This window comes from Algoriphagus antarcticus (assembly GCF_002150685.1).
GTDB classification, from domain to species: domain Bacteria; phylum Bacteroidota; class Bacteroidia; order Cytophagales; family Cyclobacteriaceae; genus Algoriphagus; species Algoriphagus antarcticus.
The window spans coordinates 46591-61482 of sequence record NZ_MSSW01000017.1 but is presented as its reverse complement, the minus strand read 5'-3'; the positions used below and the strand labels follow the sequence as shown (position 1 = coordinate 61482).

At 41.5% G+C, this 14892-nt stretch carries 11 protein-coding genes; 9 read left to right on the top strand and 2 right to left on the bottom strand.

Annotated elements, in window-relative coordinates; translation table 11 throughout:
* Nucleotides 1-3: 3 nt before the first annotated feature.
* Nucleotides 4-756: an ABC transporter ATP-binding protein gene (locus BVH04_RS08265; protein ID WP_086541000.1), complete on the top strand. Its 753-nt coding sequence runs from the start codon at nt 4-6 to the stop codon at nt 754-756.
* The gene (locus tag BVH04_RS08260) at nt 753-1730 is read left to right on the top strand and encodes an MlaD family protein (protein ID WP_086540999.1); all 978 of its coding nucleotides are present in this window, start codon (nt 753-755) and stop codon (nt 1728-1730) included. The genes BVH04_RS08265 and BVH04_RS08260 overlap by 4 nt, the downstream gene beginning before the upstream one ends.
* Nucleotides 1731-1895: 165 nt before the next feature.
* Here BVH04_RS08260 and BVH04_RS08255 read toward each other — a convergent pair whose 3' ends face one another.
* On the bottom strand, nt 1896-2954 hold the full coding sequence (locus tag BVH04_RS08255; protein ID WP_086540998.1) for an endonuclease/exonuclease/phosphatase family protein: 1059 nt from the start codon (nt 2952-2954) through the stop codon (nt 1896-1898).
* A 154-nt stretch (nt 2955-3108) separates the two neighbouring features.
* Here BVH04_RS08255 and acnA point away from each other — a divergent pair, with 154 nt between their 5' ends.
* Nucleotides 3109-5886, top strand: coding sequence for an aconitate hydratase AcnA (acnA, locus tag BVH04_RS08250; protein ID WP_086540997.1), 2778 nt, complete (start codon nt 3109-3111; stop codon nt 5884-5886).
* A 290-nt stretch (nt 5887-6176) separates the two neighbouring features.
* Here the strand turns inward: acnA and BVH04_RS08245 are convergent, their stop codons facing one another.
* Nucleotides 6177-9158 (bottom strand): glycosyltransferase family 117 protein, encoded by a 2982-nt coding sequence (locus BVH04_RS08245; protein WP_086540996.1) that lies wholly within the window; start codon nt 9156-9158, stop codon nt 6177-6179.
* A gap of 169 nt (nt 9159-9327) precedes the next feature.
* On the opposite strand from BVH04_RS08245, the gene trxA reads away from it, so the two are divergent.
* The 6 genes from trxA (at nt 9328) to BVH04_RS08215 (ending at nt 14833) form a co-directional block, all read left to right on the top strand.
* On the top strand, nt 9328-9648 hold the full coding sequence (gene trxA, locus BVH04_RS08240) for a thioredoxin (RefSeq protein WP_086540995.1): 321 nt from the start codon (nt 9328-9330) through the stop codon (nt 9646-9648).
* Nucleotides 9649-9837: 189 nt separating this feature from the next.
* The gene (locus BVH04_RS08235) at nt 9838-11259 is read left to right on the top strand and encodes an MBL fold metallo-hydrolase (protein ID WP_086541084.1); all 1422 of its coding nucleotides are present in this window, start codon (nt 9838-9840) and stop codon (nt 11257-11259) included.
* Nucleotides 11260-11603: 344 nt separating this feature from the next.
* Nucleotides 11604-12185, top strand: coding sequence for a YeeE/YedE family protein (locus tag BVH04_RS08230; RefSeq protein WP_086540994.1), 582 nt, complete (start codon nt 11604-11606; stop codon nt 12183-12185).
* Nucleotides 12186-12191: 6 nt separating this feature from the next.
* A complete protein-coding gene (locus BVH04_RS08225) occupies nt 12192-12683 on the top strand; it encodes a DUF6691 family protein (protein WP_394335226.1) in 492 nt (163 codons plus the stop codon).
* Nucleotides 12684-12944: 261 nt separating this feature from the next.
* Nucleotides 12945-14120 carry an MFS transporter gene (locus BVH04_RS08220; protein WP_086540992.1) on the top strand — a complete coding sequence of 392 codons (1176 nt, stop codon included), beginning with the start codon at nt 12945-12947 and terminating at the stop codon, nt 14118-14120.
* Nucleotides 14117-14833 (top strand): acyl-[acyl-carrier-protein] thioesterase, encoded by a 717-nt coding sequence (locus BVH04_RS08215; protein ID WP_086540991.1) that lies wholly within the window; start codon nt 14117-14119, stop codon nt 14831-14833. Before BVH04_RS08220 ends, BVH04_RS08215 begins: the two co-directional genes overlap by 4 nt.
* The last annotated feature ends 59 nt before the right edge of the window (nt 14834-14892 follow it).

Genomic DNA, 14892 nt, shown 5'->3' with positions numbered 1-14892 from the left:
GCAATGGAAGAGAAAGTAGTAGAAATTCGCGGTTTAATGAAATCCTTTGGTGATTTGGATGTGCTCACAGGAGTGGATCTGGATTTGTACAAAAGAGAAAATTTGGTGGTCTTAGGTAAATCTGGCTCAGGAAAGTCAGTTCTGATCAAAATTATGGTAGGCCTTTTGAAACAGGATTCTGGGACAATGAATGTATTAGGCAAAGAAGTTTCTACTTTAAAAACAAAGGAATTGAATGCTTTGCGTTTGAGGATTGGGTTTTCATTTCAAAATTCAGCGCTTTACGACAGTATGACCGTTCGGGAGAATATGGAATTCCCTCTGGTGAGAAACATCAAGAATTTGACAAAGAAGGAAATCACTGCGAAAATAGAAGGTTTATTAGATAGCGTGGGATTGCCTCAAACTATCAATCAAATGCCTTCTGAGCTCTCGGGAGGTCAAAAAAAGAGAATAGGTGTTGCGCGTACGTTGATTTTGGAGCCGGAAATTATGCTCTATGATGAACCTACAGCTGGATTGGATCCAATCACGTGCGGAGAGATCAATACGCTGATAAACCAGGTAAGACAAGAGTATAATACTTCATCCATTGTCATTACACACGATCTGACCTGTGCCAAAGAAACAGGGGATCGCATGGCAGTGCTTTTGGATGGGCAGTTTGGATCTATAGGAACTTTTGAAGAGGTATTTCCTCACGCAGAAGACAAACGCATAAAATCATTTTACGATTATAATTTTATCAACTCATGAGAGGCGAAAATAAAAGATCAGTCATAGTAGGCATATTTGTCTTTGTAGGCATAGCTATACTTGTGGCAGGAGTCCTGACACTTGGAGGTCAGCAGAAGAAATTTGTAAAAGCCATACAGCTTAAAGCTGTGTTCGATGATATCGGAGGCTTACAGGAAGGGAATAATATCTGGTTTTCCGGGGTGAAAATAGGTACAGTCCGCAAAATCAACTTTTACGGTGACGCTCAGGTAGAGATAGAAATGAATGTGGAGGAAGAAGTGGTGGAATTTATCCGTAAAGATTCCAAAGCCACCATTAGTTCCGACGGTCTTATCGGCAACAAAATCATCGTGATCTATGGAGGAACTACTTTGGCTCCTGCAGTAGAAGATGGAGATCGACTTGAGTCAGTGATGCCTTTGGATACTGATCAGATGATGGAGACGCTTCAGGTGAACAATGAGAACCTGGTGGAAATCACCGGAAATCTTAAAAACCTGACTAGCAAGCTTGCTGAAGGTGAAGGTATGGTGGGAGCTGCGCTGACAGATTCTTTGCTTGCTGAGAACTTCCGTGCTATTGTAAATAACCTGAATCAAGCTTCAATAAATAGCAACAGAATGATCAATGAGCTCAAAAGCTTCACGGCAAAATTGAATCAGGAAGGTAATTTATTCAATGAGCTGGTTACAGACACGACGATGGTTTCGGAAATGAAGCAGACTTTGGTAAGCTTGAATACTGCTGCCGAGAATGCCCAGAAGATGACATCTGAACTCAGTACAGTGACAGAAAAGTTTAACTCCACTGATAATTCAGTGGGCATGCTTTTGAATGATCCTGAATTAGCAGAGACCTTGAGAAGCACGCTTCAAAATGCCGATTCTGCTTCTTATAACCTGAACCGTGGCATGGATGCCCTAGAATATACTTGGCCTTTCAACAAAGGCTTCAAGCGTAAGAAGAAAGCTGAAGAGAAGGAAAATAACTAAGAGAAGTATTATTCTTATGATTGAATTCAATTCTGACATTAGCCATATTTTCTTTTTATTTCATGACGGAAGACAGAAGACGGAAGCCCGAAACGGGCAAATTTAGAATCAGCCCAAAGTTTGTATGGATTACTTTATCGAGTTGTAGAAAAGCGGATACACATATTAATCTTCTTCATCAAGCCCACGGGAAATCTTCTCTTGGGCTTCTTGTTTTTCATCCCCATTTGCCTTGATGGTATCTGTATTGTCTGTGGGAGTCAATACGGCTTTTATTGATATGGGGAAATGGTCTGAACCGATCGCTTTCTGGACTTGAAGGCTAGCCAAGCCAAAGTGCTTGCTCAAAAAGATATGATCCAGAGGCCATCTGAAAAGAGGGACTTTTGCATGGAAGGTATTGAAAAGTCCTCTACCTCTGCGTGGATCTGCCATCTCGGAGTTTTTTAAAAATAACTTTGAAGTGTAGCTCCAAGCCACGTCGTTCAGATCTCCTATGACTAAAGAAGGTTTTGTGTTTTCTTTTGATTTTTTTCCGACAAGCAGGATTTCAGCATCTCTTTCGGTGCTTGTTTCATTCTCTCCCGGTACGGGCGGAGTGGGATGAATCGCGTAAATGGTAATTATTTCCCCGTTTCGTAACTTCACATCGATCTCCAATGAAGGTACTTCCTCGTCGATGAGATAATTTATTTCCTGCCGAACTATTTCCATACGGGTATAAAGCAACAGACCATAGGTATTGTCCATAGGAAGTTTTATCTGAGTGGGATAGTCCTTTTCTATATCAGAAAGGCCATTTTCCCAAGCTTTGTCCGTCTCTACAAAGAATATCAAATCAGGATTTTCAGACTGTACAAGTGACACCACTTTGTGATAGTTTGTATTGTATTGATAGACATTTCCCACCAGAATATGAATTCCCGCTTCCTCAGAATATGGAACCGTCTCGATCATTTTCTTGCCCAATATCGTAAAAGGGACGACTTTACCGATTAAATATATGGCGCAAATACCTAATAGGCCAGACCATATGTAGGCCTCCAGACCTATAGCACTGCCAAAAGGAGCTAGCCATAAAGCTATCATAATCAGTATGAAGATGAATTTCTGAAGTCGGGGATAATCAAAAATCCTAACCCACCAGTAGTCCAACTTGACCAATGGGAAAAATGTAGCAAATATGAAAAATGCACTGAATACTCGCAGCAGAATGTAGCCCATGTAAAAATTTGATTTTCTTAAGTTAAATTAAAGTTGAATAATTTTCCAGTTTAATGGCAAGACTTTGGGACTCAATTACCACAGATGGAATCCTAAGTAATAATTTTGAGTTACATCTATGCAATCTTTTTTTTAACCAAATCCTCTTTTAATCATGACCCATGACCCATATCAGATCAAAACTACGCTAAAAACTTCAACTGGAGACCATACTTATTGGAGTTTGGAAAAACTTGAAGCAAACGGTCACCCGGTGAAGCATTTACCTTTTTCTATCCGGATTTTATTGGAAAATGCTTTACGGAATTTCGATGACTTTGCTGTCACTAGGGAGCATTTGGAAACTTTGCTTTCGTGGTCACCGAAATCCTCAGACAAAGACATCCCTTTTAAACCCGCCAGAGTTTTAATGCAGGATTTTACAGGGGTTCCAGCCGTAGTGGATATTGCTTCACTGAGGTCTGAGGCAAAGAGAAAAGGAAAAAACCCGAGTGCGATCAATCCACTGATTCCTGTGGATTTGGTGATAGATCACTCGGTACAAGTGGATTACTTTGGTACTAGTTATAGCTATCAGCGAAATGTGGAAGTGGAATATGAGCGTAATTCCGAGCGCTATAAATTCCTGAAATGGGCTCAAAAGACATTTGATAATTTTTCTGTCGTTCCTCCGGGAATGGGGATTTGCCATCAGGTGAATCTAGAATATTTAGCCCAAGGAGTAATCAAGCGTGATGGGCTTGTCTTTCCTGATACGCTAGTAGGTACGGATTCTCATACGCCGATGGTAAATGGAATCGGAGTAGTAGGCTGGGGAGTTGGAGGAATTGAAGCAGAGGCGGCTATACTCGGTCAACCGATTTATTTTATCATGCCAGAAGTAGTGGGATTGAAACTCACAGGTAAACTTCCTGCGGGAACGACAGCTACGGATATGGTTTTGACTATTACTGAGCTGCTCAGAAGAAATAGTGTAGTAGGGAAGTTTGTTGAGGTATTTGGGCCAGGCTTGGATAACCTCTCCGTCCCAGATAGAGCTACCATTTCCAATATGTCTCCTGAATTTGGCTGTACAGTTACTTATTTCCCAATAGATGCTCGAACTCTCGATTATATGGGCAAAACCAACCGCTCTGAGGATCAGATCAAATTGGTTGAGGAATATTGCAAGGCAAATTTACTTTGGAGAAAAGACGAGGATTTGATCGAATATAGTTCAGTGGTGGAATTGGACTTAGGTACCGTGGAAGCTACTGTTGCAGGCCCAAAACGCCCTCAGGATAAAATATTGGTGAAGGATTTCAAACCAAAATTTGAGGAATTGCTTCATTCAGTTCACAGAAGAGAATATATCCCTATTGATAAAAGAGAAGATGTATCACGCTTCTTGGAAGAAGGTGGTGGACAGACAGATGATCAATCGGAGGTGAAAGCACCGGCTGAAACAGAGATCAAAACCAAGATCAAAAATGGCTTGAAGACAATTTCAATATCTCTTCACAATGATAAATTCGCGCTTTACGATGGATCAATTGTCATAGCTGCCATAACTTCTTGTACAAATACATCCAACCCTTCTGTAATGCTTGGTGCTGGTTTGGTAGCAAAGAAAGCCAGAGAAAGAGGCTTGGACGTGAAGCCTTGGGTTAAGACTTCCTTGGCACCGGGATCCAAAGTGGTGACTGACTATTTGGAGAAATCCAATTTACTGGAAGATCTGGAAGCCTTGAAATTCCACACCGTCGGTTATGGTTGCACTTCATGTATTGGGAACTCCGGACCGCTTCCCAGACATATAGCTCAGGCAGTAGAGGATAATGACCTGATCGTTGCTTCCGTGCTTTCAGGAAATAGAAACTTTGAAGCGCGTGTGCACCCGCAGGTAAAAATGAATTATCTCATGTCTCCTATGCTGGTGGTGGTATATGCTCTCGTAGGACGTGTGGATGTAGATCTGTATAATGAACCGGTGGGTTATGATCCGAATTTGGAACCCGTATTCATGAAGGATATTTGGCCGACTAATGAGGAAATAGCTGAGGTGGCTAGAAAAGTCCTTACTCCGGAAGATTATCAGAAGAACTACGGAGAGATCTTCGAGGGCAATGAAATGTGGAAAGAATTGCAGTCTGGTGAAGGGGAAATCTACCCTTGGGACGAAAACAGTACATACATCAAGGAAGCACCATTCTTCAAGGGTATTTCTACAGAGGTTCCAGAGGCGAAAGACATTCTGAATGCGCGAGTTCTTTTGAAATTAGGTGATTCGATCACAACAGATCATATTTCGCCGGCAGGGTCTTTCAGACCAGATTCTCCAGCTGGAAAATACCTAAATGGACGAGGAGTAGAGCGACCTGATTTCAACTCCTACGGATCGCGAAGAGGAAATGATGAGGTGATGGTAAGAGGAACATTTGCTAATGTCCGTATCAAAAACCATCTCAGTAAGCAGGAGGGTGGATTTACAACCTACATTCCTTCTGGAGAAGAAATGAGTGTATTTGAAGCTTCCGAGAAATACCAATCCGCAGGTGTTCCCTTAGTAGTATTGGCAGGAAAAGAATACGGTTCTGGTTCATCTCGTGATTGGGCAGCAAAAGGCACCAATTTGTTGGGAATCAAAGCTGTGATAGCAGAGAGTTATGAGCGTATTCACCGAAGTAACTTAGTGGGAATGGGCGTACTACCACTACAGTTTATGCCCGGTGAAAATCCAGAAAGTCTCGGCTTAACCGGTAAAGAAGAATTCAGTATTATAGGAATAGAGTCAGGCTTGAAGCCTGCCCAGAAATTTGAAGTGATCGTCAAATCAGAATCTCAGGAGAAGAAAATTGAAGTGCTTTCCAGATTGGATTCAGAAGTTGAAATTGCCTACTACAAGCATGGAGGAATTTTGAATTATGTGCTGAGGGATTTCTTGAAGGATTAGTGATATATAGAAGTATGCCATTAGACAGATAAATGGGCTGGAAGACGGGAAACCGAAGACCCGCCAGTGTGGGCAGGCCGAAGTAGCCTTGCGCTAGAGTTTAGCAAATTCTAAAATGCTTTTATCATTTATTGTTTTAATAGCGGAGACTAATATTAATTAAGTGGCTGTCTCATGAGTTAATTCGAGAGCCTGAGATTTGGCGGTATGTAAAATGGCTCAGATTCCTACCCGAATAAAACAGAGGCTGTCCCAACTTTTGAGACAGCCTCTTATTATAGAATTGGCTTTTATCGTCTATTCAAAGCCCCGCTACCATTTTGCTGCGGGCCGAGGAATTGCTCCATCCTTAGCTTGAGTTCTTGGGCTTTTTCCTGATAGCCTCTTTCTTCCAGAAGCGGAATGAAATACTTTATCATCTCAACAGAAATCATCATTTCTCTGTCGTATTCTCTATTTTCGTTGGTATAAAACTCGATCATATCCAATGATTTCTTGGAGACTTTTTCGATGATATCAAGCGCTTTTTCATCTTCTCCTACTTCGAAGAAAAGTGGAACTGACTGTCCGCTGGAAAGGTCATATGGGATTGCCTCGTTTGGCATTACTTCCAATCCGTAGTTCAGCAGTGTTGAAGCTTTTTCCATATCGTTTTCATCAAGTAAAGCGATGACAATACTATTCAAAGCGCTACGGTGGTTGGATGCAAATCTTCTGTACTCCTCATCCAAATACGCATCAGGATTGTCCATGCCTCGGAAAGCAAACTTGGTCATGTAGTTTTCATAAGCCAAATCAGCATTTACCAGCTCTTCACGGACAAACTCAGGCTTTCTCACAGGAAGCAAACGGTAAGTCAAACCTTCCATTACCACGTGTTCTTGAATGTTGATTCCTATGGTAGCAAGAGAAGTGTTGTTGAAGTAGATAGGTCTTTCCCAATTATTGGATGCAATCAAGTCAATGAGCATCAAGGTGCCTTTGGTTACATAGTTTCCTGTGATCTGCAGATTCATTTGAGGAGTAAACAATGGAATGAACTCTTCAGGGATGATATCCTTATTTGCAACTGCAGAGCTATCAACTTCCAGAATCAAGTTTCTTGAAGGAACCATATTGGCAACAGCTTTACCGCCAGTTTCCATTTTCAGTAGGTCAGATCCTGAGTTCAAAAGCTTTAAATATTCACTAACAGAGATCGCATTCATGCCTTCTCTCTCCATTACATAGAGCACATCATTCGTGCCTTTTTGGTAACGGTTGGGATCCAGACTGAAAGGCAAGGCCTCAGATTCATTCACAGGTCTGGTCATTTGTTCCACATACCAATCTGTATCGAAGTAACTCAATACAATCACTCGAACGTCTGTCCTAAAACCTTCCACTTCTTGTACATACCAAAGTGGGAAGGTGTCATTGTCTCCACCTGTAAATAAGATCGCATTTGGTGCGCAGGAGGCTAGGAAGTTTCTGGCAGAATCCACTGAGAAATACCTTCCTTTTCTATTGTGGTCATTCCAGTTTTGGCTAGCCATCAGACCAGCTACAGGAAGTGTAAGTAGCGTAGCTATAATTCCAGCTGTGGCTAGATTTTTCGTCGCCCGACCTATCATATGCGCAAGTGCCATCACTCCGATACCAACCCATATCGCAAAAGCATAGAAACTACCCACATAAATGTAATCACGCTCTCTCGGCTCTACAGGAGGGGAATTCAGGTAAAGTACTAGCACTACACCCATCATCAGGAATAGCATCAGGTTCACGTAGAAGGACTTGGGATCAACCTTAGCTTGGAAGAATAAACCAATGATTCCCAGGAAAAGGGGAAGCATAAGGTAATTGTTGTGACCTTTGTTTTCAGTGATGTAATCTGGATAATCCTTGAAAGCATCGGTGATTCCTATCCAAGGCGCATCGCTAAAGTCTGATTCTCGTCCGGAGAAATTCCACATAAAATAACGCCAGTACATCTGACCCAGCTGATGAGAAAACATAAAGTACAGGTTATCTCCGAAAGTAGGATCTTGACCTTCTCTCAAGCCGAGCTTCTGTCTGTAAAGCCTCTTATGATTTTCCTGGGTAGAATAGATCCTTGGAAGTATAGTCGTCTTGGTAGGGTCGTAAGTGTTTTCTAAAGAGTAATCTACGATCTCATACTTGTCCTTACCCTTCATATAGACAGGAGCACCTTCTTCCTGTGACACCAATTGCGCAGTGAAATATTGCCCATGAAGCAATGGTCTGTAGCCATATTGCTCGCGCTTCAGATATGAGACATAGCTGACGATGTCTTTTGGAGCATTTTCATTGATAATAGGATCTTGATTGGCACGCACAACAATTAGAGCATAACTCGCATAGCCGATCAGAATGAAGATAAATGATAAAAGAGCTGTGTTTAGAATTGCATTTCCCTTTTTACGGGAATATCTATAGGCATAAAATACCGCTGCGAAAAACAAGATCATGAATACAACGATTCCTGATCCGAATGGCAAACCTATGCTGTTCACAAAGAAAATCTCCATGGATCCTGCCAAACTTGGAAGCCCAGGGATAATCAGATTATTAATAATAATCAGAGCAACTCCACCAAGGAACATAGCAAACAAAGCTCCTTTGAAATTTGGTTTGTCGTACTTTTTGAAATAATAGATGAGTGCGAGAGCCGGTAAAGTCACCAAGTTCAATAAGTGAACGCCGATAGAAAGTCCGACCAAATAAGCGATGAAAATCATCCACTTGTTCTCTTCGCGAGGATCTTTGATCACATCCCACTTCAAGAATGCCCAAATCACAATCGCAGTAAAGAACGAAGACATGGCATAAACTTCTGACTCTACAGCCGAAAACCAGAAACTGTCGGAGAAGGTATAAAGCAATGCACCGACGATTCCAGCTCCCATCAAAGTAATAGTTTCGCCCTTGCTTTCTTGGCCTTCCGTTACGTTGAAAAGCCTTCTTCCAAATAAAGTTATAGACCAAAAAAGGAATAAAATTGAAAAGCTTGAGAATAGCGCACTACCGATATTCATCCAATACGCCACTTGCAGAGGATCTCCAAAAGCGAAGAAACTGAACATCCGATAAACCAAAAGAAAGAATGGAGCTCCTGGAGGGTGAGGTACTTGTAGCTTGTATGCTACGGCTATAAACTCTCCCGGATCCCAGAAACTAGCTGTTTGTTCAACAGTAAGTACGTACACCAGAGTAGCTACCGCAAAAACGACCCAACCGGTCAGATTATTGATTTGCTTGTAATTGAGCATTTAATAAGTGGAATTTGACTGGCGAAAATAAAAAAAATAAATGCCAATTAGGGTGATTTTAGGTATTTTAAAACTATTAGTGCTTTTCCTATCCATCCCTCTGTGATATTAATTACCGAATTGAACAGATTTAGCCTCTACTTTTGTTATGACCTAAAAATTTGAAATCATGAATACAAAAGGCAAAACATTTCAAGAACTCATAGATGGAGACCAAGCTGTATTGGTGGATTTCTTCGCCACTTGGTGTGGGCCATGTAAAATGATGCAGCCCATTTTGGAGGATGCTGCTAAGCAGATGGGAGGTAAGGTGAAGATTTTGAAAGTAGATGTAGATAAAAATCAATTGGCTGCTAGCAAGTTCCAAGTGCGTGGCGTACCTACTTTGATACTTTTCCAGAAAGGTAAAATCCTTTGGAGAGAGTCTGGCGTCGTTCCAGCTCACCAGTTAGTCAACACTCTAAAAAGCAACATCAAAGAATCAGTTTGATTGCTGTGTGACAAAAGTCATTCTAGTCTAAGTGGCAATGCCCTACTTTTGACTATCCTTCGGAAAAATAAAAAACATACATATGAAATCGAGCAAGACGCAAGCGTTACACAGCGAAATGATTGTCAGCAATGCGAGATTACTCCCGATAGCTATCGGGATGGCCACCAAAAAAAAACAAATAATCACATGAAAATTGAACAAATTTATACTGGTTGCCTTGCACAAGGAGCTTATTACATTGAGTCAGACGGAGAAGCAGTGGTCATTGATCCGCTAAGAGAAGTTCAGCCATATATAGAGAAAGCCGAAAGAAGAAACGCTAAAATCAAATACGTATTTGAGACGCATTTTCATGCTGATTTTGTATCTGGACATATTGATTTGGCTGAGAAGACTGGTGCCAAAATCGTTTACGGGCCTACAGACATGAAGCTAGGCTTTGAAGCCCACATCGCTCAAGACGGTGAGGAGTTTCAGATCGGGAAAGCAAAAATCAAGTTGATTCACACCCCTGGTCATACCATGGAAAGTTCTTGCTACTTGCTTTACAATGAAGAAGGAAATCCGGAGGCGATCTTTACTGGCGACACCTTATTTATAGGAGATGTGGGAAGACCTGATTTGGCACAGAAAGTAATACCCGATTTGACTCAGGATATTCTTGCTAGTCATTTATACGATTCGCTTCGCAATAAGATCATGCCTTTGCCAGACGATCTGATAGTCTATCCAGCTCATGGAGCAGGATCCGCATGTGGCAAAAACATGAGTAAGGAGACATCCGATACCTTGGGAAATCAGAAGAAGACAAACTACGCACTTCAGGAGATGACGAAAGAAGAGTTTACAAAAGAAGTGCTTTCTGGATTGACTCCTCCGCCAGCGTATTTTCCTCAGAATGTAATGATGAACATTGAAGGATATGACAGCATTGATGAAGTCTTAAAAAGGGGAGTGAAACCATTAAAGCCAGCGGAGTTTGAAGCTGCAGCGAATGAAACTAGTGCTTTGATTTTGGATACTCGCACACCTCAGGTTTTTGCCAAAGGTTTTGTGCCGAATTCAGTGAATATTGGAATAGAAGGAAGTTTTGCTGTTTGGGTAGGAGCGATGATTCCTGATTTGAAACAGGAAATCCTAGTCGTAGCAGATGAAGGAAGAGAAGAAGAAGTCATCACAAGATTGGCTAGAGTAGGCTACGATTATGCAATTGGATATTTGGATGGAGGAATTGATTCCTGGAAAAAGGCTGGTCATGAAATCGATCAGATCGAATCCATTTCAGCGGAGGAGCTAGCGCAAAGACAGGCAGAAAATCAGGAAATCAATATTCTGGACGTCAGAAAGAACAGTGAATTCCTTTCAGAACATGTGGAGAGTGCAGAGAATGCTCCTCTTGATTACATTAATGAGAGTATGCTGAAAATAAATAAGGACAAAACTTACTATGTGCATTGTGCCGGCGGATATAGATCGATGGTCTTTAATTCCATCTTACGCGCTAGAGGGTATGATAATCTGATAGATGTCGATGGTGGATTCAAGGCCATTAAGGATTCTGAGAAGTTCAAGGTTTCAGATTACGTTTGTCCTACTACGTTATTGTAAGCAGTAAGTAGTTAGATTTAAGATTATAGATTCAATATACTAGATCAAAGAGTCAAGAAGCTAGACATTAGATTCAAGAAGCTTGATCAACTAGCTGGATAAAATAACCGTGGTCTGTGTCCTCACAGACCACTTGTTTTGACTAGCTGTCTTAATGTAGAATTCCCTCTTTTCAAAATAAAAGCAAAAGGAAAAGCATTACAGAATAGGCTCTACTCTAGAATTGCGGCACTTCGGTCTCCCGATAGCTATCGGGAGGTCTTCCACCCTTTCGAGCAAAGAAGTAAAGGGACCTGACATCAATTAGAGTTAATACTTAAAAAAATTATCCAAACAAAAAATTTATGAATCAATTTATTGACTGGATTTCCCAGCCATGGGCATGGTATGTGGCTGGCCCACTGATCGGCCTTACCGTTCCCGCACTTCTCATTTTGGGAAATAAGAGTTTTGGAATCTCATCCTCTCTTCGACATGTCTGTGCGATGTGTATCCCTGCGAAAATCCCCTTTTTTCAATACAACTGGAGAAAGGAAATGTGGAATTTGGTATTTGTACTGGGCGTTTTAGTAGGAGGTTTTGTAGCAACTACTTTTCTGTCAAATCCTGATGAAATAGTCATTGCCGCACAAACTCAAGCTGATCTGGCAGCTTTGGGGATCACTGATTTCTCTGGTTTGATGCCTGCTGATATCTTCTCATGGGAAAATCTATTCACTGTAAAAGGATTGATATTCTTTGTGATGGGAGGATTTTTGGTTGGTTTTGGTAGCCGCTACGCAGGAGGCTGTACTTCTGGTCATGCGATTATGGGTATCAGTTCCCTTCAATGGCCATCGCTAGTCGCGACCATTTTCTTTATGGTTGGTGGCTTTCTGATGACACAGGTTCTTTTGGGTCCTTTAATGAAGTTTGCAGGATTTTAATCAATAATGAAAATGTTAGTAGCAGATAAAAATATACAGGAAGCAGTTTGTGATTCACCTAATTCACAGGAGACTGGAGAGACAGGTTTGGCCTTGGTGAAGTATTTGATACTCGGGATTTTATTCGGATTTGTATTCGTGAAGGCTGAGATTATTTCTTGGTTTAGAATTCAGGAAATGTTCCGATTGGATTCATTTCACATGTATGGAGTGATCGGATCGGCGATAGTCACTGGGATTATTTCGATTCAGTTGATCAAGCGATTTAAAATCAAATCCATTGTGGGAGAGGAAATCAAAATCTCAAAAAAGGAATTCCGCAAGGGACAAATTATCGGAGGATTCATCTTCGGACTTGGTTGGGCCATTACAGGAGCCTGTCCAGGTCCGCTTTATGCACAGATTGGAAGTGGATTTACGGTGGTTATTATTACACTCCTTTCAGCTATAGCTGGAACGTGGGTTTATGGTAAGTTTTCGGATAAGCTCCCGAATTAAGGAGCGGAAAATTGAGAATTGATTTTGAAAGCCACTTTCTGGATAGAAAGTGGCTTTTTTTAGTCAAATACTTTTTTGATAATAAAGCGGATTATAAATATTACGGTAACGATTACGGCTCCTGCTATGACCAGTTCCATGGTTATGTAGATAAAGTGAGTTCGATTAGGGTAACCAGTTTTGAGAGGCAATGTTCGAGGTCTCGCATGATTTTGAGCTAATGTTCTGTACTTTTGTGAGCCTCTTAAACCTAGTTATTTCATGAACATACTTTCCAAAAGACGAGTTGCCCTAGGGGCAGTTTTCTTTTTCGTGGGTCTATGCTTTGCCTCTTGGGCGGCAAGGATTCCTGATATTCAAGCCAAGTTTGATCTCTCAGAAGGACAATTAGGAACATTATTGTTGTTTCTTCCATTGGGATCCGTTATCGGATTGCCTTTAGCTGGTTGGGCAGTTCATCAATATGGAAGCCGCAAAGTAGTAATGATTGGCAGCTTTGCCTATGCGATGACCTTGCCATTGATTGGATTGGCGACGACGACATGGTTACTTACTCCCGTGCTGATCGTGTATGGAATGCTTGGGAATGTGATGAATATCTCGCTTAATACGCAGGCACTGGATCTGGAAGATAAGATGGGAAAAAGCATCCTTGCGTCCTTCCATGGCTTGTGGAGTTTGGCAGGATTTTCTGGCGCTGGACTAGGTGCATTGATGATATTTTTAGATTTTTCTCCCGCGCTTCATTATGCCATTGTGATGGCTATTTCGATAATCATTATACTTTCAGCCCAAGGTTACATAGTCAAAGAAAAGAAAGTCGCTGAAGGTGGAGGAGGACTGGTGATGAAAAAACCAGATGCTCTTTTACTCAGGATCAGCTTAATTGCATTTCTGGGGATGATGGCAGAAGGCTGTATGTTTGATTGGTCTGGGGTTTATTTCAAGAAGGTTGTCCAGTCAGATCCGTCTCTGATAGCACTTGGCTATGTCGCATTTATGGGTGCGATGGCAGCAGGAAGATTTATTACGGACAAGATTGCCGCGCGATTTACCAAAGTCGCCGTGATCCAGGTAAGTGGTGTTTTGATATTTATTGGGCTAAGCATAGCGGTACTTTTCCCCACCGTGGTCTTGGCAACGGTAGCGTTTTTATTGGTTGGTCTGGGCGTAGCTTCTATCATACCACTTTCGTATAGTATCGTTGGACGTTCTAAGTTGTATTCTCCAAGCGTTGCGCTGGCTTTGGTATCGACCATATCATTTTTTGGATTTTTGCTTGGCCCACCTTTGATCGGATTTATCGCAGAATTATTTAATTTGAAAGTCTCTTTTGCGCTAATTGCTGTGGCAGGATTGGGAATTACTGTACTTTCAAGTGTCAGAAAGGCAGTTTTCCTTATTCCAGTCAAAGCCTCACCTAACCGAGTTAAATGAGTTCTAATCTTTCTTTTCAGTTTCAAAAGGATTTTGAAGTTCGCTCCTATCAGGTCGATCCTGATGGGAAATTGAGCTTGACGGCTTTATCAAATTTGTTTCAGGAAATATCCTGGCTACACGCTGATTCTGCTGATTTTGGGAGAATCCTGCAAGAGCAGCATCTATCATGGATCATGGCTCGCATGGATATTAAATGTGAGAATCTACCTTCTTGGGGAGATTCTATCAAGGTCTTTACCGCAGGGAGAGGAGTAGATAAGCTTTTTGCTTTTCGTGAATTTTTGATCACAAATTTTGAGGGAGATATTCTTGCTCAGGGGATGAGTTCTTGGGTGCTGATGAATGTACAAAGTAAGCGCTTGCTCAGACCTGAGAAAGTATTGCGTGCTGAGCTTTTTGATCCTGAAGAAAAACCAGATTGGCAGCCTGAGAAAGTCAAATTGGAAGGAGAATTCATGAAAAGCGAGAAGCTGAAAGTGAGGTATTCGGATCTTGATCTGAATAATCATGTGAACAATACCAGTTATGTTCGCTGGGTGGAGAATATCCTTCGGGAAAATGGCTGCGATACGCCACGATTTTTGATTAATTATCTGGCAGAATGTGTCATGGGAGATGAGTTGGAGATGCATCTGTTTAAAAGAGGAGGCGATTTTATTGTTCAGGGAATGGTAGAAGACAAGCAAGTTTTTTTGGCGGAAGCCAAATAAGAACACTGATTTAATCGCCAAATTATAGTTTTTAAACAGTCAAAGTGATCTTCGTCACA

Coding starts and splice junctions, on each gene's coding strand:
- BVH04_RS08225 (WP_394335226.1), top strand. CDS start 12,192: ATGAAAATGTTAGTAGCAGATAAAAATATACAGGAAGCAGTTTGTGAT.
- BVH04_RS08220 (WP_086540992.1), top strand. CDS start 12,945: ATGAACATACTTTCCAAAAGACGAGTTGCCCTAGGGGCAGTTTTCTTT.
- BVH04_RS08235 (WP_086541084.1), top strand. CDS start 9,838: ATGAAAATTGAACAAATTTATACTGGTTGCCTTGCACAAGGAGCTTAT.
- BVH04_RS08245 (WP_086540996.1), bottom strand. CDS start 9,158: ATGCTCAATTACAAGCAAATCAATAATCTGACCGGTTGGGTCGTTTTT.
- BVH04_RS08260 (WP_086540999.1), top strand. CDS start 753: ATGAGAGGCGAAAATAAAAGATCAGTCATAGTAGGCATATTTGTCTTT.
- BVH04_RS08265 (WP_086541000.1), top strand. CDS start 4: ATGGAAGAGAAAGTAGTAGAAATTCGCGGTTTAATGAAATCCTTTGGT.
- BVH04_RS08255 (WP_086540998.1), bottom strand. CDS start 2,954: ATGGGCTACATTCTGCTGCGAGTATTCAGTGCATTTTTCATATTTGCT.
- BVH04_RS08230 (WP_086540994.1), top strand. CDS start 11,604: ATGAATCAATTTATTGACTGGATTTCCCAGCCATGGGCATGGTATGTG.
- BVH04_RS08215 (WP_086540991.1), top strand. CDS start 14,117: ATGAGTTCTAATCTTTCTTTTCAGTTTCAAAAGGATTTTGAAGTTCGC.
- acnA (WP_086540997.1), top strand. CDS start 3,109: ATGACCCATGACCCATATCAGATCAAAACTACGCTAAAAACTTCAACT.
- trxA (WP_086540995.1), top strand. CDS start 9,328: ATGAATACAAAAGGCAAAACATTTCAAGAACTCATAGATGGAGACCAA.